This is a genomic window from Acinetobacter sp. 22301 (assembly GCF_052045285.1).
Taxonomy (GTDB): Bacteria; Pseudomonadota; Gammaproteobacteria; order Pseudomonadales; family Moraxellaceae; genus Acinetobacter; species Acinetobacter pittii.
In genome coordinates, this window is record NZ_JBQEOR010000005.1 from 114385 (window position 1) to 138608 (window position 24224).

25 protein-coding genes are annotated in these 24224 nt (G+C 41.3%); 20 read left to right on the forward strand and 5 right to left on the reverse strand.

Features of this window, described 5'->3' with window-relative positions; translation table 11 throughout:
* Positions 1 to 185 precede the first annotated feature (185 nt).
* Together pnuC and ACTJJH_RS10020 are read left to right on the forward strand one after the other, a co-directional pair.
* The gene (gene pnuC, locus ACTJJH_RS10015) at positions 186 to 767 is read left to right on the forward strand and encodes a nicotinamide riboside transporter PnuC (protein WP_086400183.1); all 582 of its coding nucleotides are present in this window, start codon (positions 186 to 188) and stop codon (positions 765 to 767) included.
* Positions 768 to 781: 14 nt separating this feature from the next.
* A complete protein-coding gene (locus tag ACTJJH_RS10020) occupies positions 782 to 1081 on the forward strand; it encodes a hypothetical protein (protein ID WP_238516805.1) in 300 nt (99 codons plus the stop codon).
* Positions 1082 to 1127: 46 nt separating this feature from the next.
* Here ACTJJH_RS10020 and ACTJJH_RS10025 read toward each other — a convergent pair whose 3' ends face one another.
* A complete protein-coding gene (locus ACTJJH_RS10025; protein WP_069037293.1) occupies positions 1128 to 1940 on the reverse strand; it encodes an IclR family transcriptional regulator in 813 nt (270 codons plus the stop codon).
* A 273-nt stretch (positions 1941 to 2213) separates the two neighbouring features.
* Here ACTJJH_RS10025 and ACTJJH_RS10030 point away from each other — a divergent pair, with 273 nt between their 5' ends.
* From ACTJJH_RS10030 to ACTJJH_RS10095, 14 genes are all read left to right on the forward strand, one after another.
* Positions 2214 to 2519, forward strand: a complete 306-nt coding sequence (locus tag ACTJJH_RS10030; RefSeq protein ID WP_336031508.1) for a non-heme iron oxygenase ferredoxin subunit — start codon at positions 2214 to 2216, stop codon at positions 2517 to 2519.
* Between the two features lie 27 nt (positions 2520 to 2546).
* On the forward strand, positions 2547 to 2846 hold the full coding sequence (locus tag ACTJJH_RS10035; protein WP_005070730.1) for a recombinase-like helix-turn-helix domain-containing protein: 300 nt from the start codon (positions 2547 to 2549) through the stop codon (positions 2844 to 2846).
* 16 nt (positions 2847 to 2862) lie between these two features.
* The gene (locus ACTJJH_RS10040; protein WP_005070727.1) at positions 2863 to 3930 is read left to right on the forward strand and encodes an aromatic ring-hydroxylating oxygenase subunit alpha; all 1068 of its coding nucleotides are present in this window, start codon (positions 2863 to 2865) and stop codon (positions 3928 to 3930) included.
* The gene (locus ACTJJH_RS10045; protein ID WP_206222069.1) at positions 3923 to 4687 is read left to right on the forward strand and encodes an SDR family oxidoreductase; all 765 of its coding nucleotides are present in this window, start codon (positions 3923 to 3925) and stop codon (positions 4685 to 4687) included. The genes ACTJJH_RS10040 and ACTJJH_RS10045 overlap by 8 nt, the downstream gene beginning before the upstream one ends.
* An 11-nt stretch (positions 4688 to 4698) precedes the next feature.
* On the forward strand, positions 4699 to 5628 hold the full coding sequence (locus tag ACTJJH_RS10050; RefSeq protein WP_440601084.1) for a VOC family protein: 930 nt from the start codon (positions 4699 to 4701) through the stop codon (positions 5626 to 5628).
* 28 nt (positions 5629 to 5656) lie between these two features.
* Positions 5657 to 6868: an NAD(P)/FAD-dependent oxidoreductase gene (locus tag ACTJJH_RS10055; RefSeq protein WP_017387113.1), complete on the forward strand. Its 1212-nt coding sequence runs from the start codon at positions 5657 to 5659 to the stop codon at positions 6866 to 6868.
* A gap of 42 nt (positions 6869 to 6910) precedes the next feature.
* Positions 6911 to 8134, forward strand: a complete 1224-nt coding sequence (locus ACTJJH_RS10060) for an MFS transporter (RefSeq protein WP_440601085.1) — start codon at positions 6911 to 6913, stop codon at positions 8132 to 8134.
* Between the two features lie 23 nt (positions 8135 to 8157).
* Positions 8158 to 8679, forward strand: coding sequence for a cupin domain-containing protein (locus tag ACTJJH_RS10065; protein ID WP_002117566.1), 522 nt, complete (start codon positions 8158 to 8160; stop codon positions 8677 to 8679).
* 35 nt (positions 8680 to 8714) lie between these two features.
* Positions 8715 to 9539: an alpha/beta fold hydrolase gene (locus ACTJJH_RS10070; RefSeq protein ID WP_068614640.1), complete on the forward strand. Its 825-nt coding sequence runs from the start codon at positions 8715 to 8717 to the stop codon at positions 9537 to 9539.
* Positions 9540 to 9554: 15 nt separating this feature from the next.
* Entirely contained in the window at positions 9555 to 10349 is a 795-nt protein-coding gene (locus ACTJJH_RS10075) for an SDR family oxidoreductase (RefSeq protein WP_004703156.1), read from the forward strand.
* Positions 10350 to 10364: 15 nt separating this feature from the next.
* Positions 10365 to 11156, forward strand: coding sequence for an aspartate dehydrogenase (locus ACTJJH_RS10080; protein WP_032063609.1), 792 nt, complete (start codon positions 10365 to 10367; stop codon positions 11154 to 11156).
* Positions 11157 to 11169: 13 nt separating this feature from the next.
* The gene (locus ACTJJH_RS10085) at positions 11170 to 12636 is read left to right on the forward strand and encodes an aldehyde dehydrogenase (RefSeq protein WP_231761715.1); all 1467 of its coding nucleotides are present in this window, start codon (positions 11170 to 11172) and stop codon (positions 12634 to 12636) included.
* A gap of 38 nt (positions 12637 to 12674) precedes the next feature.
* Complete coding sequence (locus tag ACTJJH_RS10090; protein ID WP_440601086.1) at positions 12675 to 14315, forward strand: thiamine pyrophosphate-binding protein; 1641 nt, start codon at positions 12675 to 12677, stop codon at positions 14313 to 14315.
* Positions 14316 to 14470: 155 nt separating this feature from the next.
* Positions 14471 to 15667, forward strand: a complete 1197-nt coding sequence (locus ACTJJH_RS10095; RefSeq protein ID WP_215901097.1) for a hypothetical protein — start codon at positions 14471 to 14473, stop codon at positions 15665 to 15667.
* A gap of 61 nt (positions 15668 to 15728) precedes the next feature.
* On the opposite strand, the gene ACTJJH_RS10100 is transcribed toward ACTJJH_RS10095, so the two are convergent.
* Complete coding sequence (locus ACTJJH_RS10100) at positions 15729 to 17027, reverse strand: MFS transporter (RefSeq protein ID WP_005070697.1); 1299 nt, start codon at positions 17025 to 17027, stop codon at positions 15729 to 15731.
* Positions 17028 to 17261: 234 nt separating this feature from the next.
* Here ACTJJH_RS10100 and def point away from each other — a divergent pair, with 234 nt between their 5' ends.
* Positions 17262 to 17744 carry a peptide deformylase gene (gene def / locus ACTJJH_RS10105; RefSeq protein WP_057074091.1) on the forward strand — a complete coding sequence of 161 codons (483 nt, stop codon included), beginning with the start codon at positions 17262 to 17264 and terminating at the stop codon, positions 17742 to 17744.
* Between the two features lie 178 nt (positions 17745 to 17922).
* Positions 17923 to 19245: a glutaminase gene (locus ACTJJH_RS10110; protein ID WP_002060167.1), complete on the forward strand. Its 1323-nt coding sequence runs from the start codon at positions 17923 to 17925 to the stop codon at positions 19243 to 19245.
* Here the strand turns inward: ACTJJH_RS10110 and ACTJJH_RS10115 are convergent.
* Positions 19212 to 20000 carry an AraC family transcriptional regulator gene (locus ACTJJH_RS10115; protein WP_440601087.1) on the reverse strand — a complete coding sequence of 263 codons (789 nt, stop codon included), beginning with the start codon at positions 19998 to 20000 and terminating at the stop codon, positions 19212 to 19214. The two genes, ACTJJH_RS10110 and ACTJJH_RS10115, sit on opposite strands and share 34 nt — an antisense overlap.
* 106 nt (positions 20001 to 20106) lie before the next feature.
* Here ACTJJH_RS10115 and ACTJJH_RS10120 point away from each other — a divergent pair, with 106 nt between their 5' ends.
* Positions 20107 to 21327, forward strand: coding sequence for an MFS transporter (locus ACTJJH_RS10120; protein ID WP_440601088.1), 1221 nt, complete (start codon positions 20107 to 20109; stop codon positions 21325 to 21327).
* A gap of 67 nt (positions 21328 to 21394) precedes the next feature.
* On the opposite strand, the gene ACTJJH_RS10125 is transcribed toward ACTJJH_RS10120, so the two are convergent.
* Entirely contained in the window at positions 21395 to 22540 is a 1146-nt protein-coding gene (locus tag ACTJJH_RS10125) for an aldose epimerase family protein (protein WP_440601089.1), read from the reverse strand.
* Between the two features lie 192 nt (positions 22541 to 22732).
* On the opposite strand from ACTJJH_RS10125, the gene ACTJJH_RS10130 reads away from it, so the two are divergent.
* Positions 22733 to 23179, forward strand: a complete 447-nt coding sequence (locus ACTJJH_RS10130) for a hypothetical protein (RefSeq protein WP_005139903.1) — start codon at positions 22733 to 22735, stop codon at positions 23177 to 23179.
* A gap of 11 nt (positions 23180 to 23190) precedes the next feature.
* Here ACTJJH_RS10130 and ACTJJH_RS10135 read toward each other — a convergent pair whose 3' ends face one another.
* A complete protein-coding gene (locus tag ACTJJH_RS10135) occupies positions 23191 to 24066 on the reverse strand; it encodes a LysR substrate-binding domain-containing protein (RefSeq protein ID WP_440601116.1) in 876 nt (291 codons plus the stop codon).
* Positions 24067 to 24224: the final 158 nt, after the last annotated feature.

The window sequence follows — 24224 nt, forward strand, 5'->3', positions numbered from 1 at the left end:
TATAATTTGTTCGCGACTCGATCGGTATTTCTTTTATCTGTGCATTGAAATAAATCGATGACATTAGAAAAGAATAAAACCTCAGACAATGCCAATTTGCATCATTTATTTAAATTAGCAGTTTGCTTCGCTTTATATTTTTCTCATAATACCTCGTCAAATTGATCTCAATAAGCAGCTGTTTTATGTCACCTCTAGAAATCTTTGCGGTCTTGATTAGCCTGATTGGAGTCGGATTAACGGTAATCCGTAATATGTGGTGTTGGCTGTTTAATTTCTTTGCCTTTGTTTTATATGCCTATTTGTTTTACGAATTTAAGCTATATGGCGAAACGATTTTGCAGTTCTTTTTTATGGTCGTAAATTTTTATGGCTTTTACTACTGGCTCAAAGGAAAGCAGCAAGATCACGATATTCGAATTGAGCCGATAGTAGTTCAAACCGCTATCATCCAAATGATTATTGCCGCGGTAGGTGGCTTGCTTTTTGGCTTAATTCTTAAAAATTTTACCGATGCAGCAGTTCCTATGCTCGATTCCCAACTTGCAGCATTTAGTTTGCTCGCAACTTACTGGACGAGTCGAAAGCATATTGCGACCTGGATACTTTGGGTATTTGTCGATATTATTTATGTCGGTATGTTCATCTATAAAGATTTATTTTTAACAGCCGCTTTGTATGCAGCATTTGTTTTGATGGCAGCTTATGGTTGGTATCAATGGGAAAAGGTTAAAAAGAAACAGCTTTTAGCCTCAAACCAGCTTTAATTTGGAGAGCGATCATGTTGTTGAGCTTAGAGGTTTATAAACAGCAACAGTTTGATCAAATGGCTGCAAAAATAATGGCCAAGCCAAAAGAATATTGTGAATTTAATTCTGTATCTGATTTTTATAACGCTGCATGGCTCAACGGTTTTCCACATGGTAGCCAGATTTCTGCTACGGGTTTAGATGATGGAGCTGAAGAGTTTTATGCAATTATTCAGTTTAAAGAGCAGTATTTAAAATTTGATATTAAAGAAAATGATTCGACAATTATCTTTCAGGATATGAATGGGAACATTTTTAAAAGTAACTTTTAATTTATGAAATAAAATCTAAAAAAAAAGCGACTTAACGTCGCTTTTTTTAATAAATAAATTTGGAAATTTTGTTTGCTGTTTCAACAACTAAACTTGCGATATCTTCTTTAAATGTTCTTTCATCGTAAGTCGTAATTGGACAACTCACAGAGATAACAGCGACCATTTTCCCGTTTGACTGTTTAAAAATAGGTGCCGCACAGGCTGCCATATCATGATTGTAATGACCCCAGCTCACCATGGTTTTTTGAGTTTTTACGTAAGAGAGTCTTTGCAATAAAGCTTTTAAATTAGTTGGCGTCAGTTCAGAGAAACTGTCCCAATCATTGAAGTTACGATAACGCTGACGTACTTCAGTTTCAGGTAAATCAGACAATAACATTTGACCAATGACGGTTGCATGGGCAGGCCAGCGAGTTCCTAAGCTAATGTTGCTCGTAAAGGTTCCCATCGACTGTATATTATTTACAAAGACAATATGAGTGCCTTCTAAAATAGAAAGATGTACCGCGAGTTTGGTCTGGTCACGTAGTTCTTTCATTAAAGGTGTCGATAAATCAAGTAATGAAAGTTTAGATAAACTGTTAAAACCAAGTTCCATGACTTTGGAATCAAGAGCATAAGTTTTTTGAGATGCTTTTCTTAAATAGCCACAAGATTCGAGTGTATAGATCAGACGAAATGCACTAGAACGGTTCACTTCTAAAATTTCAGCAATTTCTGTAATGGTCATTTCTTGCGCTTGTTGGTTAAATGCTTGCAAGATAGCTAAACCCCGTACAAGTCCGGGAACTAAATATCGATCATCATTTTTTGTTGTTTCCGATTCTTGCGAATCTTCATCAATTGCTATGCTCATTCGTGTCATTTTCCTATAAATAAAACATGATTCAATTTGGGGCATGCTGCTTTATTTTATAACTATTGTAATTGTTAAAAATGCATAAAACAATTTTTATATTTAAAACTTTGTTTCCTTCTTGAAACGTAACAAAATATTTATAAATTAATAAACCAATGAATTTTATATTTATTTTTACTTTGACAAAAAATGATCAAGGGGATTATGCTTAGCTTGTGTTTTGAAAATCAAATTATGTTTTGTATATAAAACAAAATGAGGACGCAAGGTATGAGTTGGATCTCAGTTTGTCAGCAGGGTGACGTTAGCGAAGATGAGCCGAAAGCCATCGAAATTGAAGGGAAAAAAATAGGCGTATTTTTCGTCGATGAAAATTACTTTGCTATCGAAAATGTTTGCCCTCATGCGTATGCCTTATTAACCGAAGGATTTATCGAAGATCAGACTGTTGAATGTCCATTGCACGAAGCAATTTTTGACATTCAAACAGGTGAGCTAAAAAGTGGGCCAGGGTGTAGAAACCTATGTACGTACCCAGTTCGTGTTGAAGGACAGGATATTCAAGTTCAACTCTAGTCCTCACATGTACAAGGAAGCAGAACAATGAAGACATTTAATGAAAAGTTGGCAAGCTGGATTCATGCAACGCCGGCAACCGAAGCAGGTATCAACAATATTCAAATTCCAGGTCAATCTGAATTGTTGGTTTGGCAGACACGTTATAAAGAGCCAACGCTCTATGAACAGGATTTTGTAAAAAACTTGATTCAGGCATTTTCTGCGGGCGCAACAGAGTTAGATGACGTTGTTTCTGCACTTAATCAACAGGGTTTCCGCTGTGAATCTGGTGATGAATGGACTTCTGCAAGCTTTACAGAAGAAATGCAACGTTTAGGTTATTGATTCAGGGAAGAATAAAATGAACGCAATCGTATCAACTTCACAAAGCGCTGAAGAATATTTAGAACTTGGTTTACGTGACCAATGGCATCCGGTTTTGGCAAGTTGGGAAGTCGCTGCTAATCCAGTCGGAATTACCCGTTTAGGCGAAAATATTGTGGTTTGGCGTGATGCCGAAGGTCAGGTTCATGCGCTTGAAGATCGCTGTCCACACCGCGGTGCTCGTCTTTCCCTTGGTTGGAACTTAGGTGACCGAGTTGCTTGCTGGTATCACGGTGTTGAAGTTCGTGCTGATGGTGTGGTTGCTGATGTGCCAGCGGTTCATGAATGTCCAATGACTGGAACTAAATGTTTAAAGAACTATCCGGTAATTGAGCAGCATGGCGCAATCTTCATCTGGTTTGGTATTGATGCAAATGAACAACCAGCACCGCTTGAGTTCCCAGAGCAACTTGCAAGTGAAGAGTGGAGTGCATTCCTTTGCCAAGCAGACTGGAAAGTAAACCATCAATACGCGATTGATAACGTGATGGACCCAATGCATGGGACCTATTTACACGCGACATCACACTCGATGGCTGATGGTGAACGTACTGCAGAGATGAAGCACCGCACCACAGATAATGGCTTTGTTTTTGAAAAAGAAGGTCAAACAGGTGTGAACTTTGACTGGGTTGAATACGGTTCAACAGGTGCAAGCTGGTTACGTCTTTCAATTCCATACCGCAAACAATTTGGCCCAGGTGGTGAATTTTGGATTGTGGGCTATGCAACGCCAATTGATGCCAATAACACTCGCGTATTTTTCTGGCGCTGCCGTAAGGTGAGTGGCTGGCAACGTAATGTATGGCGTTTCTTATATCGCAATCATTTAGAACAGTTGCATTGGGATGTATTGGAACAAGACCGAATTATTTTAGAAAACCTTGCTCCAAATGCGCGTGAAAAAGAGTTCCTCTATCAACACGATGTGGGTCTTGCACGTTTACGCCGTTTAATGAAAAAAGAAGCTGAGAAGCAATTAAAGAAAATTGCTGCACTAAATGCATCAAACCGTATCGAGATGCAGGAAGAAGCTCATGGCTAATGTAGCGTTGTTGCAAGGCAAAAAAGTTTTAGTGACTGGTGCTGCGCGTGGTTTAGGCCGAGATTTCGCGCAAGCGATTGCCGAGGCTGGAGCTGAAGTTGTGATGGCAGATATTTTGTCTGACTTGGTGCAACAAGAAGCACAAGCGTTACAGCAACAAGGGCTAAACGTTCATGCTGTCACCGTTGACCTTGCCAATGCAGACTCTATTGAAAGTGCGGTTGCAAAAAGCGTGGAAGTATTACAAGGACTAGATGGCCTTGTGAATTGCGCGGCCCTGGCAACCAATGTGGGTGGAAAAAATATGATTGATTATGATCCTGAACTTTGGGATCGGGTCATGAATATTAATGTGAAAGGCACATGGCTCATCAGTAAGGCATGCGTTCCCCATTTAAAGCAATCGGCTGCTGGCAAAATTATTAATGTCGCTTCCGATACAGCACTTTGGGGCGCACCCAACCTGATGGCTTATGTTGCAAGTAAAGGTGCAATTGTTGCAATGACGCGTTCAATGGCAAGAGAGTTGGGACAATCTAATATCTGTGTCAACACATTGTCACCGGGCCTTACTCTGGTTGAAGCAACCGAATATGTGCCACAGGAGCGCCACGATTTATATGTGAACGGAAGAGCGATTCAACGTCAGCAACTTCCACAAGATTTAAATGGAACAGCATTGTATCTACTGTCGGATTTGTCCTCTTTTGTGACAGGTCAAAATATTCCGGTCAATGGCGGTTTTGTCTTTAACTAAGGAGTAGTCAAATGATTACAGGGATCGAGATTTTAAAGTTTGGAGTTGAAGATAGAGCCGCTTCAAACAAGTTTTTGGCAGATTTTGGTTTAAGCCAAAGTAGTTCGGATATTGAAGGCACTGATCTTTACCAAACCCAAAATGGTAGCAAGATTTATCTATTTAATTGTGATGATGATCGTTTGCCAACTGCTATTGAGCAAGGTTCAACTTTACGTGAAGTGACTTGGGGTGTTGAAAGTGTTCAAGACCTTGATGACTTGGCAGCTCGTTTAGCCGATGTAGAGGGTTTTAAACGTACTGAAACGACAGTTCAGTGTCTTGACCCAAATGGCATGACCATTCGTTTTGAACAAAGTTTTGTTAAAGAAGTACCTGAACTTAAAACGGAAGGTATTAACCAGTACGGCAACATTCAACGTGTGAATGCCGCAAGTCCTGTCTATGAAAAGGGTCAACCTGTTGCGATTGGACACGTGGTGTTCTTCACACCGGATTTGGCAACAACTGAAAACTTCTATATCGAGAAAGTAGGTTTCCATTTATCTGATGCTTACAAAAATCGCGGTGCATTCTTACGTTGTCGCGGTGAAGGGTATCACCATGATTTATTCTTGCTCAGTGTTCCAAATAAACCTGCTGGCTTAAATCATGTTGCGTTTGTAGTACGTGATATTCATGAGGTGATTGGGGGCGGTTTAAATATGAATCGTTCGGAGTGGTCAACCTTTATTGGACCCGGACGTCATCCAATTTCTTCTGCTTATTTCTGGTACGTCAACTCACCATTAGGTGGTGCATTTGAATACTACACTAACGATGATTATTTGACAGAAGAATGGCAACCACGTGTAGAAGAACATCGTCTAGAGCTTTTCACCGAGTGGGCGATTGAAGGTGGTCTTGATGACACAACTCGCCGTCAGGTGAAGCCTGTTTAACAGGTGTTGCTGAACAAGGAAGATGGCTATGGAAAAGATTGTAATTGTAGGTGCCGGACAGGCAGCGGGTTGGGCAGTAAGTACCTTACGTCAAAATGGGTATGTGGGCGAAATTCACGTGGTTTCAAATGAAGATCAAGTGTTTTATGAGCGTCCACCACTGTCTAAGCAAGTACTTTCAAAAGAAGCAACATATGAAAGTTTGAATCTGTTCTCACCTGAACAGGTTCAAGAGTTCAACGTTCAATGGCATAAACCGGAAATTGCAACAAAAGTCGATCGTGAGCAAAAACAGGTTCATTTAGAAAGTGGTCAGATTTTGCCGTATGACAAATTGCTGATTGCAACTGGAAGCCGTGCGCGTGTACCCGTCAATACATGGCAGTTCATTCCAAATGTTGTGACTTTACGCAATGTGCATGACTGTGAACGTTTGGCTGAAATTTTAAAGAATGCAAAAAATGTCGCTGTGATAGGCGGTGGCTGGATTGGTTTAGAAATTGCTGCAACTGCACGTAAGCAAGGTAAAGATGTTCATATTTTTGAGTATGGCGACCGCTTATGTGCAAGAAGCGTGAGTCCGGAAGTTTCTGCATTTTTAAAAAATATGCATGAAACCCAAGGCACAAAAATTCATTTAGACAGCAAGAGCCTTCATTTAGTTGAAGCGCCGAATCAGAAAGTTGAAGTGGTGAACCATCCTCAAAATAGTCAGTTATTTGACTGTGTTGTGGTAGGTGCAGGCGCTGAAATTGCCAAAGAGTTAGGTGTACATGCTGGTCTCGATGTGAAAGATGGCATTGTAGTGAATTGTTTTGGGCAAACTTCAGATCAAAACATTTATGCCGCAGGTGATGTCGCGATTCATCCTGGTTTGGGTTATTGCATTCAGTCTTGGGCAAATGCACAAAATCAGGCAATTGCAGCAGCAAAGTCGATGCTCGGCATTGAAACTGAATATAGCGATATTCCATGGCTTTGGTCAGATCAATATCACTTTAATATCCAGATTTTAGGTACGTATCAGCCTGAAAAAACGAAGGAAGTAGTCATTCGCCAAGGCGGGGAAGATCAGGTGAGCTATTTATATCTGGACCATGAAAATCGTTTGCTCAACATGATAGCCATTAATGATTCTAAACTGGTCAAACTGGCAAAACGTTGGATGCAAGCCAACACCGTTTTAGATCCAAAACTATTAGCAGATGCTGAATTTAATGTCATGAAGTTAAAACCGTAAACATTAAATCTGGTTCTCATTACCAAATCGAAGGAATGACACATGAGTAATGAAGAAAAAAATGGATTGAAGCATTGGGTACCTGCTTTTGTCCTTATGGTATGTGTGGTACTGGCGTTTTTCGACAAGATTAGTATTGCGGTTTTATTTTCAGATCCTCATTTTCAAAGTGCAATGGGAATTGCTGAAGATAAGGCCAAGCTCGGATGGCTCATGACAAGTTTCTTACTTGCTTATGGTTTTTCATCAGTCTTTCTCAGCTTTTTGGGTGACATCTTTAACCCAAAGAAAATGCTGTTCTGGAGCGTAACGTCGTGGGGCGTACTCATGTTCTGTATGGGGTTCACCACCAGTTATTCAGGCATGTTGGTTTTACGTGTACTGCTTGGTTTAGCAGAAGGCCCGTTATTTGCCTTGGCATACACCATTGTTAAGCAGACTTATACGGACCGTCAGCAGGCACGTGCTTCTACCATGTTCTTACTTGGAACACCGATAGGTGCATTCCTTGGGTTCCCGATCACTGCAAATGTTTTAGCTCACCACGACTGGCACACCACTTTTTTTGTGATGGCTGCGCTAACCCTGATTGCGATTTTTAGCATTGTTTTTGGTCTGCGTAACTTGCAGCTCAAGAAAACTGTCGAAATTGAGGGCGAGAGTAAACGCACTAATTTCAAAGGTCACATTGCCAATACTAAATTGCTGCTCAGCAACAGCGCATTCTGGTTGGTTTGTCTCTTTAACATTGCGCTGATGACGTATTTGTGGGGCTTAAACAGCTGGGTTCCTTCTTACTTAATGCAAGACAAAGGATTCAATCTCAAAGAGTTTGGGATGTATTCAAGCTTTCCGTTCATTGCCATGTTAATTGGCGAAATTATCGGTGCGTTTTTATCTGACAAGTTAGGCCGCCGCGCAATTCAAGTATTTAGCGGTTTACTACTCGCAGGCATCTTCATGTATGTGATGGTCATTATGACTGAGCCACTATTGATTATTGCTGCTATGTCTTTAAGTGCTATGGCGTGGGGTTTTGGAGTAGCAGCTGTATTTGCTCTACTTGCAAGAGTAACGACCTCAAATGTAGGGGCGACTGCGGGTGGAATATTTAACGGTTTAGGTAATTTTGCAAGTGCAATTGCGCCTGTTCTTATCGGTTACATCGTGATGCAAACACACAGTTTTAATTTAGGAATTACCTTCTTGGCTGCTGTCGCTGTCATTGGGTCATTGTTCTTGGTTCCTCTTTTAAAACGTTATTAATTCACTGTATAGGAGTTTAAAAAATGACTACACAACAATTCGAATCGTGGGCACAACCAGAGGGTGCTTCTTTAGAAGATTGGTTAAACACACGTATTGCTCGCTTTGAGACACGTAAATACGACTTCGATGCTTTGAAGTTCCAAGCAGATTACGACCCGAAATATCGCCGTGCACAAATGCGTTACATGGGTACGGGTGCAACAGGTGTTGCAAATGACGGTAACACCGTTCCAGCAGAAAACTTCACGTTTTCAACCATGGTTCTACCACCACAGTGTGAAGGCCCTTTGCACATTCACCATGATGTTGAAGAAGTGTTCTTTATGCTTCGCGGCGAAATTGATTTGTTCATTGAACACAACGGCGAAAAATTTGAAACCCGTTTAAAAGAGCGTGACCTGATTTCAATTCCACCGGGTATCTACCGTGGTTTGTTTAACCCAGGTCAAGAAGATGCCTTGATGTGTGTGATGTTGGGAACAGGTAAACCAACCATTCCGAACTATCCACCAGAGCATCCATTGTCTCAAATCAAACGTTAATTGTTTGATGAAGTGAATGAAGGAAAGAATTGAAAATGATGACACTCATTGAAAAGTTAGCAGAATTTCCGGTGAAAACCGTTACTGTTCAAGGCCAGCAGCAAGCCTATCGAGAAGCCGGTCAGGGCGAGTACCTTGTGCTGTTGCATGGTATTAGTTCAGGTTCTGCTTCATGGGTAAACCAACTTGAAGTGCTGTCTCATCATTTTCATGTCATTGCCTGGGACGCACCGGGCTATGGCAAATCAGATGAACTTTTAACTGATCAGCCCAATGCGACCGACTACGCAAAGCGTTTGGCAGGGTTGTTCGATGCTTTAAAAATTGAAAAAGCAATTGTAGTGGGACACTCATTAGGTGCCTTACAGGGCAGTGCATTTGCTGCACTTTACCCAGAGCGAGTGAAACACTTGGTGGTCGCTAACTTGGCGCAAGGCTACCAACGCCACGATGAACAGACACAAATTCAGGTTTTTGAAAAAAGACCAAAAATGTTGAAAGAACTCGGTGCTAAAGGAATGGCCGAAAGCCGTGGACCTCATTTGATTTATAAACAAGAGCCACAAGCCTTAGCTTTAGTTTCAGAGGTGATGCAACAGTTGACCCTACAGGGTTTCACACATGCATCGTACTTACTGGCATATGACGAAATACGTAATTATTTAACCCATTTAAAAGTCCCATGCACAGTGATTGCAGGGCAGCAAGATCAAATCACTCCTGCGTTAGGTATACAAGAGCTTGCTCAGGAATTGCAGTTGGAACAGCGCTTCGTCATAGAAGATGCAGGACATTTAAGTTATGTCGACCAACCGCAAGCATTTAACCAAATTATGTTGACGATTCAGGAACAATCGTAAGAGAGATTAAGGATTATGAGCTTCCAAGTTGAAGGAAAAGTTGCAGTTGTTACCGGTGGCTCATCTGGGATTGGGCTGGCTGCTGTTGAAATACTGGTTGCAGAGGGTGCAAAAGTTGCTTGGTGTGGTCGCGATGAAGAACGTTTAAATGCTTCTAAGCACTATATTTTAGAAAAATTTCCACATGCCAATATTTTTACCAAAGCATGTAATGTTTTGAAAAAAGAAGAAGTTCAGCAATTTGCCAAAGACGTCAAACTCAATTTGGGCAATGTGGACATGCTCATTAACAATGCTGGGCAAGGCCGTGTTTCAAATTTTGAAAACACACAAGATGAAGACTGGATGAAAGAAATCGAGCTGAAATATTTCAGTGTTTTACATCCGGTACGGGCTTTTCTTGATGACTTAAAACAGTCGGCAAATGCCTCAATTACCAATGTGAACTCGTTACTGGCATTGCAACCGGAACCGCACATGATTGCGACGTCATCTGCACGCGCTGCACTGTTGAACTTAACCCATTCTCTGGCACATGAGTTTACTCAATATGGTGTTCGTGTGAATTCGATTTTACTCGGAATGGTTGAGTCTGCGCAGTGGAAACGCCGTTATGAAACCCGTTCAGATTTAAATCTGTCATGGGAAGAATGGACGGGGAATATCGCAAAAAATCGTGGCATTCCCATGCAGCGCTTAGGCCGACCAGAAGAGCCCGCACGTGCTTTGGTTTTCTTGGCATCACCATTGGCATCTTACACCACAGGTTCGGCAATAGATGTCTCAGGTGGTTTTAACAAACATTTATAAATATCAGGTGCTGTCATGAAAAAGTTGATGATGATTGGTTTTGGCGCAATGGCAGCAGAAGTGTATGCCCACTTGCCTCAAGATCTGCAACTCAAATGGATTGTCGTGCCATCTCGCAGTATTGAAAAAGTGCAGTCACAAGTCTCGTCTGACATTCAGGTGATTTCAGATATTGAGCAATGCGATGGTACGCCAGACTATGTCATTGAGGTGGCAGGTCAAGCAGCAGTGAAAGAGCATGTTCAAAAAGTTTTAGCGAAAGGCTGGACCATTGGTCTGATTTCGGTGGGTACTTTGGCTGATAGCGAATTTTTGGTTCAGCTTAAGCAAACTGCCGAAAAAAATGATGCACATTTGCATTTGCTTGCAGGGGCTATCGCAGGTATTGACGGTATTTCTGCGGCCAAAGAAGGTGGTTTGCAAAAAGTCACTTACAAAGGCTGTAAAAGTCCAAAAAGCTGGAAGGGTAGTTATGCAGAGCAATTGGTCGATCTAGACCATGTTGCTGAAGCTACAGTCTTTTTCACAGGAACTGCGCGTGAAGCTGCCATGAAATTTCCAGCTAATGCCAACGTTGCAGCAACCATTGCACTTGCAGGACTTGGTATGGATGAAACCATGGTTGAGTTAACTGTTGATCCAACCATCAACAAAAACAAACACACCATTGTGGCAGAAGGTGGTTTTGGACAAATGACCATTGAACTGGTGGGTGTGCCGCTGCCAAGTAACCCGAAAACATCAACTTTGGCTGCGCTTAGCGTGATTCGTGCTTGTCGCAACAGTGTAGAAGCAATACAGATTTAAGAAGGATTTGATCATGGCAAAGGAAATTTATATTGCGGGTGAATGGCGTTTAGGCCGTGGTGCGGTCATCCAAAGCCTGTTTCCGGCAGATCAGTCTGTCAATGCAGAAATTTCGACTGCAACGCTTGAAGATGTGAATGAAGCGATTGAAAAGGCTGATCAGGCTTGGCGTCAACCCAACTGGAGAAACAGCTTGCCGCATGAGCGCGCACGTATTCTTTACAAAGTTGCAGACATTATTGAAGCGCGTGCAGATGAATTAGCAAAATTACAAACACGCGATAATGGGAAACCTTTAACCGAAACTCGCGGTTTGGTGATGAGTGCTGCGGCGACTGCACGTTATGTTGCAGCGGCATGTGAAACGCTGAATGATGAGCTAACTACTCAACGTGCTCCAGACTTTATGACCATGAGCGTGCATGAACCTGTGGGCGTTGTGGCAGCAATTACACCTTGGAACTCTCCAATTGCGAGTGAAGTTCAAAAGCTTGCTCCAGCTTTGGCAGCAGGAAATGCAGTGGTGTTAAAACCAGCAGAAGCAACCTCACTCATTGCTTTAGAACTTGCCAAAATTTTTGAAGAGGCAGGTTTACCAAAAGGCTTACTCAGTGTGTTAGTTGGTCGTGGTTCGGTAATTGGCGATGCAATTGCTCAACATCCGTTGGTTCGTAAAATCTCTTTTACAGGGGGAACGACCACGGGCCGTCATTTGGCGCATATTGCAGCGGAAAAACTCATTACCACTTCGCTTGAGCTAGGTGGCAAGTCACCAACAATCGTTCTGCCAGATGCTGATGTAGAACTTGCTGCCAAAGGTGTAGCGTACGGTATTTTTAGTTCGGCAGGCCAAGCGTGTATCGCAGGCTCTCGCTTGTTTATTCATAGCAGTCTTTACGATCAGTTTTTAACGCGTCTGGTTGAAATTACCAAAGGCTTACGTGTGGGCCATCCTGAACAGGCTGGTGTGCATTTAGGACCACTCGTAAATGACAAACATTTGCAGTCGGTTGATCGCTATGTGCAGCTTGCTAAAAGTGAAGGTGGGCAAGTTTTGGTGGGTGGCGAAGCATTAACAACTGGTGACTATGCCAAAGGAAGTTATTACTTACCAACCATTATTACGGGTTTAAGTAATAGTGCCCAAACCTGTCAGGAAGAAATTTTTGGTCCTGTTTTAGTCGTTATGAAATATGACAACGAACAAGATTTAATTGCCCAAGCCAATGACAGTTGTTTTGGTCTCGCAGCTGGCATTTGGACTGAAAGCTACCGTAAAGCTTGGCGTATTGCCCGTGTGTTAGAAGTGGGAACCGTGTGGATTAATACCTACAAAAAGTTCTCGATTAGTGCACCGTTTGGTGGCTTTAAAGACAGTGGTATTGGGCGCGAAAAAGGCCGTTTGGGCATTTTATCGTACATGCAGCAAAAGAGTATTTATATGGGGCTGAATGAACAGCCTAACCCTTGGTGCGATTAATAGATTCAAGGACTGAAAACAAATTTTGAGGAACAGACATGACTGAACGTGTAAATGTAGGCGAAGCAATCGCAAGAGTTTTAGAAGCGCACCAAGTTGATAGTATTTATGGTGTTATTTCCATCCACAATTTACCTATTGCTGACGCAGTAGGGCGCCGTGAAAAAATGCGCTTTGTAGCAGCCCGCGGTGAAGCGGGTGCGGTAACCATGGCAGATGCACATTCACGCTTTAAAGGCCTAGGTGTAGCGTTGACCAGTACGGGTGCTGGGGCTGGCAATGCGGTAGGTTCGCTGATTGAAGCGATGAATGCGGGTAGCCCTGTATTGCATTTAACAGGTCAAGTTGAGCGTGAGTATCTCGACCGTGATGCAAGTTTCATTCACGAAACCAAAGATCAACTTACGTTTTTACGCGCATCAAGCAAAGCAGCATTTCGTATTACAAGTCCAGACAATGCAGTGGGCGTAATTCGTGAAGCGATTCGTGTGGCGACAACAGTTCCAATGGGGCCGGTAAGTGTTGAGTTGCCAATTGATGTACAGGCAGCAGAAATTGATTTGCCACTTAACCTTGGACCAGTCAAAGCATTGCAATTGCCACAAGCGGATCAAGCTGAAATTGATCTTCTTGTGAGTGAAATCAAAAAAGCAAAACGCCCAATTTTCTGGATTGGCGGTGGAACTTTAAATAGTGTTGCCGAAGTTAAAGCAATTGCAGATTTAGGTATTCCGGTTGTGTCATCTACACACGGTCGTGGCGTATTGGCAGATGATCATCCACGTAGTTTAGGTGCATTCCACAACTCGGCAGCGGTTGAGCAGTTATTAAAAGATGCCGACTTAATGGTTGTATTGGGTTCTCGTTTACGTAGTAATGAAACCAAAACTTATTCGGTTGAGTTCCCTGAAAACATTATTCAAGTTGATGCCAATCCAGTGGCTCAGCAACGTAATTACAAAATTCGCAACTTCATTTGTGGCGATGCTAAAGATGTCTTAACACGTGTGTTGGCTCAGCTTCAAGGTACTTCAAAAGTTGATGCCGATTACGATGCTGCTGTAGTTGCTGCAAAACAAGCTGCAATTGATGCACTGCGTAAGCAAATCGACCAATACGCTTTAATTTGTGATCACTTGCGTGCAGCTTTACCTCAAGACGGCATTTTTGTACGTGACATCACCATGTCAGGTAGTACATGGGGCAGCCGTTTATTCCCTGTACAAGCACCGAACCAAAACATTCACTCACTCGCGGGTGCAATTGGTTTAGGTCTTGCAACTGCAATCGGTGCTTCGGTTGCTAACCCTGACAAAAAAGTGATTGGTTTGGTCGGTGATGGCGGCTTAATGCTTGGCATTGGCGAAATTGCAACCATGGTGCAAGAAAACACCAACATGGTCTTAATGATTATGAATGATGGTGGCTATGGCGTAATGCGTGGCATTCAAAATAACTACTTTGGTGGTCGTCAGTATTTCAATGAATTGCATACACCAGACTACAAACTTCTTGGCGAATCAATGGGTGTGAAGAGCTGGAAAGTCGGTAGTGCAGATGAGTTTAAAACTGTCATTCAAGAGGCGGTTGCATTTGAAGGACCAACGGTAATTGAGCTCGATATGAACTCGATTGGACCATTAAACTTTGCGGGTCCACCGCAAAAGAAACTGTATTAACCAGTTTGGATGGTTTAGTACATATGCGATGGGAGCTGCTAAGCCATCCTTTTTTTAGATATATTTTTTTATCTAAAAAACAATAAAAACGAAGTTTTACAGGTAAAACAAATAAAGTTCCAGCAGGATGCTGGAACTCAATCAAGGATGTAGAGATGAAAAAGACTTCATTGATCATGGCATTCATTGCACCACTCGCTATGGGGATGAGTGCAAGTGCGTTTGCAAAAGACTCATTACTTGAATGGAAAAGTGATGATGGAACTGACTCTTTAAAGTTAGGTGGGGTGGTTCGGTTAAATCAGCGCTATGAAGATTGGGAAGGGCCAAATCGTGGTTTTGGTAAGCTCTATTTTGATATTTTCAGGGTAGATCTAAAAGGTAAGTTTGATGATGCATACATCAATGCGAGCTATCTGTTCCAAGACCAACAGAAAACCTCGATTGAAAAAGCATATGTCGGTTATAACCTAGATGCCAATAACAGTATTGAAGCAGGTTTGGTCTATAAGCCATTTACCATTTATCCATATCCACAAAATGGCTGGACCTATCACATTCCGTTCTTTTTAGGTTATGGCAACAATATTGCACCGGGACTTAACTGGAATTATCACGACAAAGATTGGGATGTAAAGCTCGGTTATTACCCGCAAATGCTAGAGACCAACTTGCGCTATTCGCCTGAAAGTGCAACTTATGATGACTTAGCAGGAAATGCGTTTCCATCTCAAAAGGCCTACCAGAATGAAAAGCGAAATCAGTTTAATACCCGCATTGTGCGTAAGTTAGAAACTGATTTTGGTAAACAAGAGGTTGGTGTGTCGGGTGCAATTGCCCAGTTACATAACAAAGTCACTGATAAAGATGGCAAGTATTATGCGGTTGGTTTGCATACCGACAACAACTACAAGCGTTTTAACTTACAAAGTTCAGTCATTCACTATCAATATGATGCTAAAAATCCGGACGGTGTAAATAGTGATATGACTTTAATGGGCAATAACGGTTTTACACCTGCCTATTTCATTGCTTCGGAAGGAACGATTGCCAGTTTAAACCTTGCTTATACTTTGCCAGTCACGAATATGGGTAAGCTAAAAGCCATTAAGTTTTATAATGACTATAGTTATCTCGATAAAAAACGTGATGATTGGTCAGATTCGCAAATGAACACCACAGGGATGATGTTTATTGCTTCACCATTTATGGTTTGGGCGGATTATACGTGGGGTAAAAACTCCAACATTATTGGTGGCTCGACTAACTCAACGGGTTATACCTCTGCAACCTCGCCAAACAGCGATAAATGGCTATACCGTATTAACTTTAATATTGGCTTTACTTTCTAAAGTAAGCAGCAATAAAAAACCACGCGATCGGCGTGGTTTTTTATTTAATAAGTGAAAATTTTTAATACCTGTTTTTTTCAAACTTATTCCAAAATACAAAGGCAGTCACAAAGGCCAAAATGGTTAGCGCGAAAATATAATACATCGCACCAATATCACTATATTGACTGAGCCAATGCACTAAAGGCAGAGTCATACCGCCAACAATCGCATAAGACAAATTATAAGAAAATGAAATACCCGAGAAACGCACAGGCGCGGGGAACATTTTGACCATACTGCTCGACACCATGCCGACAGTACCAGAGCATAGACCCAACAACATATATAAACCAAAAATGGTTGAATGTGCTGCGTGTCCTAAACTGTTATAAAAAACTGCTGCTGTGAGTGCTACGGCAAGTGCACCGAACATCATCACTTTGCCACAGCCAAAACGGTCAGCAAAATAGCCTGCTAAAATACAGCCGACCATTTGCATAACAATGGCTGCACTTTGCATTTCAAAAGTTTGAGCACGCTCAAAACCAAACGTACCAGTTAATAAATTTGGCATGGCTAAAATCACCACCACCACACATCCCGTTAAAAACCATGTAAATAACATGCCAATCGCAACAGCTGTTTTATGCGTTTTTAAGACTTGTTTTACAGGCATTTCTTTAGAAATTTCTTTACGGGCCTGCATGGCTTTAAACACAGGTGTTTCTTTTAAATAAGTTCGTAAATAAAGTGCAACGAGACCAAAAATACCACCTGCAATGAAAGGAATACGCCATGCCCAGTCATGGATTTGTCCTTCACTAAAATTCAGTGAAATCCATAAAGACATCAGTGCACCTAGTAAAATTCCTAAAGACAGCCCAGCGGTGAGTAAACCATTGGCCAGTCCGATTTTTCTTTCAGGTACATGTTCAGACACAAATGTCCACGCGGCTGGAATTTCCCCCCCGATTGCAATCCCTTGTACTACACGCATGAGTAACAAAAGTAGCGGTGCCAAATATCCGATATTTTCAAAGGTAGGCAATATCCCGATAAATAGAGTAGGCAGTGCCATCAGCAAAATAGAAAGCGAAAATAGTTTTTTACGCCCGACCAAATCACCAAAATGGGCCATAACAACCCCGCCCAAAGGTCTGAAAAAGTAACCTGCTGCAAAAATACCGTAAGTGTTGAGCATGGCCCAAAACGGACTAAGTGTGCTGGGGAAAAAGAGGTCGGAAATGATTTTGGCGTAGAACACATAAATCACAAAATCATAAAACTCTAAAGCTCCACCCAATGAAGAAAGGGCGAGGGTTCGTTTATCTTCTTTATTAAGATAGTTCGCATCCTGCAAAGTTAATTCCTGATCCATTTTTTACTTAATTGTTGTAATTGAAGTTTGGATATTAATGGAAAAGTGAAGTAAAAGTAAATGGAGGAAATTTGTTCTATGTGGCAACGTCGATTGGACCTGCTCAGATCAAAAAGCTTTAAAACAAAAAACGCTTTAGATGAAACAAAAACAGATGTAGGAATGGCTTTTCTTTTGTTTCGTTCAGCGACACAATAAAACTTGTCATAGCCAGTTTAATGAGAGAGTCAAAGGATGAGTGTAGTTTTACCTGTCGCGAAGCGTGGTGAAGATATTTTGAAATTGATTGCGGCTCCCGTCTCGGCAAATGAGTTAAACAGTAATTGGCTTTATCAGCTTGCTGACGCTATGCACGCGACAATGCTTGAGCGTAATGGGGTAGGGATTGCTGCACCGCAAGTTTATATCTCTAAACGCGTCATTATTGTGGCGTCTCGACCAAACCCACGCTATCCCGATGCACCTGAAATGGAAGCAGTGGTCATGGTGAATCCTGAAATTTTAGAGTTCTCAAACGAAGTTTGTTTAGGTGAAGAAGGCTGCTTAAGTGTGCCAGACGAACGTGGACAAGTGGAACGTGCCGAAATGGTTAAGGTGAAATACTTAACACTTCAGGGCGAGACGGTGGAAACAATTTTTCATGGTTTTCCTGCTCGTATCGTTCAACATGAGGTCGATCATTTAAATGGAATATTGTTTGTAGAAAGAATAAGCTAATCTTCAGTTTAAAGTTTTGAAAAACCTATAATGAGCTTGAAAAGGATAAGTCATCGGAATTACAATACTTATAGCGTAATATTTAAATCATTACAAAAGATATAATTTTAATATTATCAGCAGGTTGTGCTGAAATTTTGCGCGATGTTGTAAATCTCCTCATTTAAGGTTACTGACCATGCAAACCCCTCTCCCAGATTATTTGGCAAATGTTATAGAAGCCTGTGACATCGATAACAGCGGTCATCTCGCCGATTATATTCCTGAGTTGGCAAATGCAAACCCAAATCGATTAGCTTTAGCAATGTCTACGGTAGATGGTGAAATTTATTCGGTTGGCGATGATGATGTTGAATTCACCATACAATCAATTTCTAAACCATTTGTATATGCTTATGTTTTACAACAGCTTGGCATTGATGCAGTACTTGCGAAAGTAGGGGTAGAGCCTTCGGGAGAAGCCTTCAATGAAATTTCATTAGGTAAAGACGGACGTCCAAAAAATCCGATGATTAACTCTGGCGCAATTACTGTACATTCCTTGATTCAGGTCAAGCATGGTTTACATAGCGCAGAAATTCTACGCCGTTTTATGAGCGAGCTTGCTGGTCGTGAATTAAGTTTTGATGAGTCTGTTTATGATTCGGAAGTCAAAACAGCCTACCGTAATCTTTCGATCGGTTATATGTTGCGCACGGTGGGGATTTTGGAAACTGACCCTGTCGATATTGTGAATGGTTACATTCGTCAATGTGCGATCATGGTTACAGTTAAAGACTTGGTACGTATGGGCAGTGTACTTGCTAATGGCGGGGTCGATCCTAGAACTGGAAAGCGCCTATTAAATCGATCTGTAGTTAGACAAGTCCTCAGTGTCATGATGAGCTGTGGTATGTATGATGCCGCGGGTGACTGGCTTTCAACTGTAGGTATTCCTGCTAAAAGCGGTGTAGCAGGGGGTATTTTGGGTGTGCTACCGGGGCAGGTCAGTATCGCTGCTTTTTCACCTCGATTAGATGAGCATGGGCATAGTGTTCGAGGTATCGATATTTTAGAACGATTATCTCGTGATATGGGATTACATCTCATGGAAGGTACACCTTCTGCCCAGACCATTGTACAAAGTCATTACCGTACAGGAAAAGATGCATCATTAAGTGTGTATGTGCTTCGGGGCGTATTGAAATTTACCGAAGCTGAAATGTTGTTGCGTATTTTACAAGACGAGACAACTGATCAAAGCACAATCGTTATTGATTTAACCCAGATTTCACTTATCCACGATGTGGGTAAACGTATGTTTTTAGAAGGCGTAGATCGTCTGATTGATGATGGCCATACTCTTGTCTTAGTCGACCCTGAACAGCGCTTAGATCATGCCAGAACTGGTAAAGATCGTGAGCTTCATGTCTATCATGATTTTGATGATTTGCTCGAAAAGCATGACCTACCTGCAAAAAAAAAGACTTATAGCGACATCGCGGCACTTCTAAACTGCTGAGGTGTTTTTCCTAGATGTCGCTTAAACATTGCACTGAACGCGCTGGGGTTTGTATACCCCAGTGATTCTGAAATTTGAGCAATAGATTCACCATTCGCGATTTTACTCAAGGCGAGTGCAATATGCATTTGTTGCAACCATGCCCGATATGACAGCCCAGTTTCTTTTTGGAACATACGCATTAGGGTTCTAGAACTCGCACCAATATCATCAGCCCAATCTGTTAAATCTTTTGAATGGTCAGGCGTATGTAATAACTCTTGGCAAATTTTTAAGAGTCTTTTGTCTTTCGGCCAAGGAATCTGGATGGGCAACAAATTGGCCCGATGAATTTCTTCAAAAATCAAAATTTGTAAAGAATGGGAAAGCTCTTGAGAAGTGGCCGTATTTGGAGTGCCTTCTCGTTCGATTTCATTTAAACGTATTAAGAGTTCATGCAACAGATTGCTTACCCGAATAATAAAACAATGTTGTCCCATTAAAGCTGCTGCATTTACTTCAACCAATGCCGTATTTAACTTCACGTGACTCAGTGAAATCACGCTGTGCTCTACATGTGCTGGAATCCATAACGCGCACATGGGCGGCACAATCCACACATGATTAGGCGTAAAAACCTGAATAGTTCCAGTAGAGGCATATAAAAACTGCGCACGTGTATGCGTATGGGTAGGCGTGATTTCTCGGTAAGAATGCTCAGAAGATAGCCCAATCACAAGTTCAGACAAATCAGACTGAATAAGAGAATCGGACATAAACTATCCTAAAAATTGTCACTTATACGATGATTATTGGAAGATAACTTTATAAGCGACAATTTACAATAAGCATCTCATTTAAAAATATTGGAGTTTTTCAGGTATGACGTCTTCAATACAATTGAAAGATGGTATTGCCAATACCGTTGCAAATGATCAGCCTCAAGGAATGATTATTAAAATTGTAGGCGCCGTGGCAGTCGCACATTTACTAAATGATTTAATTCAGGCGGTGCTACCAGCTATCTATCCAATGCTAAAAGCAAACTTTTCACTGAGTTTTGCCCAAGTCGGCCTGATCTCGTTTGTATATCAAATTACAGGTTCACTGCTACAGCCTTGGATTGGACTTTATACCGATAAACATCCAAAACCGTATCTTCTCCCACTCGGAATGGTCGTCACATTCTGCGGCATTATCTTGTTAGCATTTTCACCAAGTTTTGCTGTGTTGTTGTGTGCATCTGCGCTTATTGGGGTTGGGTCTGCAACCTTTCACCCAGAAGCTTCGCGGGTGGCACGAATGGCATCGGGCGGGCGCTTCGGTACAGCTCAGTCGACTTTTCAGGTGGGCGGAAACACAGGTACAGCCATTGGGCCATTGTTGGCAGCTTTACTCATTGTCCCATTTGGGCAGCATGCAGTTGCCGGCTTAGTGATATTTGCACTTTTGGCGATTTGGGTTTTATTTGGTGTAAGCCGTTGGACTGTGAGCCATGCTAAAAATCAGATAGCTGCACGTGCAACTCAAGCACATACTAAATTGCATGGTCGTAAGCTCATTATTGCTTTGAGCACAATTAGTGTATTGATGTTTGCCAAATTTACCTACATTGCCAGCATTAGTAACTACTTTACTTTTTACTTAATTCAAAAGTTCCATATCAGTATTCAAACAGCTCAATTGCATTTGTTTGCCTTCTTGGCAGCTGTTGCTTTAGGTACATTTGCAGGTGGCCCAATTGGTGACAAAATTGGCCGTAAAGCGGTTATCTGGGTTTCATTTGTTGGTATGGCGCCGTTTGCATTAATGATGCCGTTTGCAAACCTATTTTGGACAACAGTTTTCTCAATTATTGCAGGTTTAGTGTTGTCATCGGCTTTTGCTGCAATGGTAGTTTACGCACAAGAAGCTGTTCCGGGCCGTGTGGGTATGATTGCAGGTTTAATGTTTGGTCTGATGTTTGGGGTAAGCGGTATTGCCGCAGCTGGGTTAGGACATTTAGCCGATATTAACGGCATTGAATGGGTGTTTGGTTTATGTTCATTGTTGCCATTACTTGGTTTTGCAACTGCATTTTTACCCAACACAAAAGTAAAATAAATGAAAAGACTCTCAGCCATATTTAGCTGAGAGTCTTTGTAATATGAACATAGCCTCATTAGAAAGACTATTTTTGAACACCAAACTTAAATACGGTGACACTGTTATAAGTTTGATTTGGGTTTAAACGTGTAGAAGGGAAAGCTGATTGATTCGGGCTATCTGGAAAATGCTGTGTTTCTAATGCTAGCGCATCTGCTTGTCGATAGAGTACGCCATTTGCACCAGTAACATTTCCGAGTAAATGATTGGCTGTATACATTTGAACGCTTGGTTCAGTGGTTAAAACCTGCATGGTTCGTTTAGATTTTGGGTCAACCACAATAGCTGCAAGATTGAGTTTCCCTTGAGACTTTTGATTAATTACCCAAGTTTGGTCATAGCCATATCCATAGGCCAATTGCTGATTATTCGCTCGAATATCTTTTACGATTGCTTTAGGTGTCCGAAAATCAAAAGGTGTACCTGCAACCGAAGCTATTTCACCTGTGGGTAAAGAGTTTTGATCGGTTACCAATATACGGTCTGCATTGAGTTGTACCACATGATCTAGCACGCCATAAGGGGTATTGCCAGCGCCTGATAAGTTGAAATAACTGTGGTTGGTGAGATTGACGACTGTCGGTTGATCAGTTTTGGCTTTATATTCAATCTGGAATTCATTTTGATCTGAAAGACTGTAGATCACTTCTACATCTAATTTTCCGGGAAAACCTTGATCACCATTTGGACTGGTTAACTTAAGAGAAGCTTTAACGGTTTCACCTTTAGAAACGAGGGGCTTAACTTGCCAAATACGTTTATCAAAACCGGGATTACCGCTATGTAATGAATTCGGCCCATTATTTTTTTCAAGGTTATACGTTTTTCCATCTAAGTTAAATTTAGCATCGCCAATACGGTTCGCATAACGACCAATTAATCCGCCAAAATGAATGCCTTCCTTGGTATCAGTGACTTCATAACCTTTTAGATCATCAAAGCCCAAAACAATATTATTTTGTTTACCTTGTGCATCGGGAGTCAAAATCTGTGTAATTACACCACCGAAGCTAATAAAAGATACCGAGACTCCTTTGTTATTGCTCATGGTGTATAAATCAACTTTTTGACCGTCTTGAGTCGTACCATATGGTTTTACATTTAATGTGGCTGCATTGGTAAGTTGTGCAAAGCTATAAATCGTAACACCTAAAATTGCTAATTTTTTCATGTTTATACTCTATTTTTTAATAGTAAGACTGGATGAATATAAGATTGATTTTTCATCTTTTTAAAGAGGTTTTTATTATATGTAGTGTTAATAATAATTGATTAGTTAATGTTAAATATTGGAAAAACTGGTTCAATTTATGTTTATAAAGAAATTAATCTTATGAGCAAAATTCAACGGTAAGTTATTTTTATGACTCATCCCGACTCGGTTTTAAAATTTTCACTTGGTCTAAATAGTCTCTCGTTTGATGTAGACAGCCAACACATTCACCTTGAGCAGGGCTTAGGTTTTGTTAATTCAAAAAGTGTCAGCGATGGCGTGATTGATGAACTCGCTATCGAAAAGATGATTTATTTTATTGAAGAAATCATCGAGTCAAAGCCCCTCAGAAATTTAAATATAAGTGGGGTAGCTGTTACGTCTGATGCTGCTATGACACACCTCAGTCAGTTATTTTTTAGTGCTAAAAAGCAAATCAGCCGTATTGAGCTTGAGCATGGATTTAATGATTTTATTGAGCGTTTGAGCTACTACACAAATCAAATGGCTCCAAATCAGCTTTATGTTTTTACCTACTTTGTATTTGTTCGAGAGATGATGCATCACTTAAGAGTTGAGCAAATTCAGATCATTTAAGAAATGATTTCTTAGCCTGCCAACTCATCATGAATCCAGTTTAAAAACAGCTCAATTTTAGGAATAAATTGATGGGTTCGTGGATATACCAAATGATGAGCAGAGATAGGAATCGATAACTCATCTGCAAAAACTCTAACCAACTTTCCAGATTCTAAGTAATTTTGAGTGAGTAAATTACTTTCTAAAACAAATCCTAGTCCGTGTGTGGCTGCCTCAAGTGACATATAAGAGCGGTCAAAACTCAAAGTGTAGGGAAACTCAGGAATAGTTAGACCCTGATGGGCAAACCATTGTGGCCAAGTGACTAAGGTCGAGCGCGATAAAATCAGTTCTTTCTTTAATAAATCTTGAGGTTTATAAACCGGACTACGTTCCAGCAGCTTAGGGGACGCAAGCACTTCAAGCTTTTCATTACGAATCGTTCTGATTTCTACCCCTGTCCAGTTGGGCAAACCATGACGAATATCAATGTCGATCTTGTCGCGAGTAAAGTGCAAATTTTCATAGGAACATGACAAGTTAACCTGAACCATGGGGAACTTTTCTTTAAATGATTCAAGGCGCGGTAATAACCAAAGCAAACCAAAACTTGGGGATGAGTGAATATATAAACTGTCTTTAGGGCTTTTATCGGCAGCTTTTTCCGTGGCTAACATCAGGTTATGCAAAATGGTGGTGACATCTTGAAAATAGCGTTCGCCAGAAGGGGTAAGCGTCACACCCCGGGCGCCACGAATAAATAAACTCTGCCCAATCATTTCTTCAAGCTTAGCAATTTGATGACTTACTGCCGAAGGCGTGAGATTCAAATGCTCGGCTGCCTTGGCAACATTGCCGAAACGGGCGGTTTGTTCAAAAGCCTGTAAGGTTTTAATTGAAGGCATGTGGTTGAAATTGTTTTCACTACTATCCATGAAATGATCCATTTTTATCCCTAAAACTTATTTGAAAATAGCACAGGCATGAATTTTTTTCATGTTTTGTTGAATTTGAGCTGATTGCTGGGCTTTGTGAAAAAAGAGATTCTAAGTCAGAACTCAGA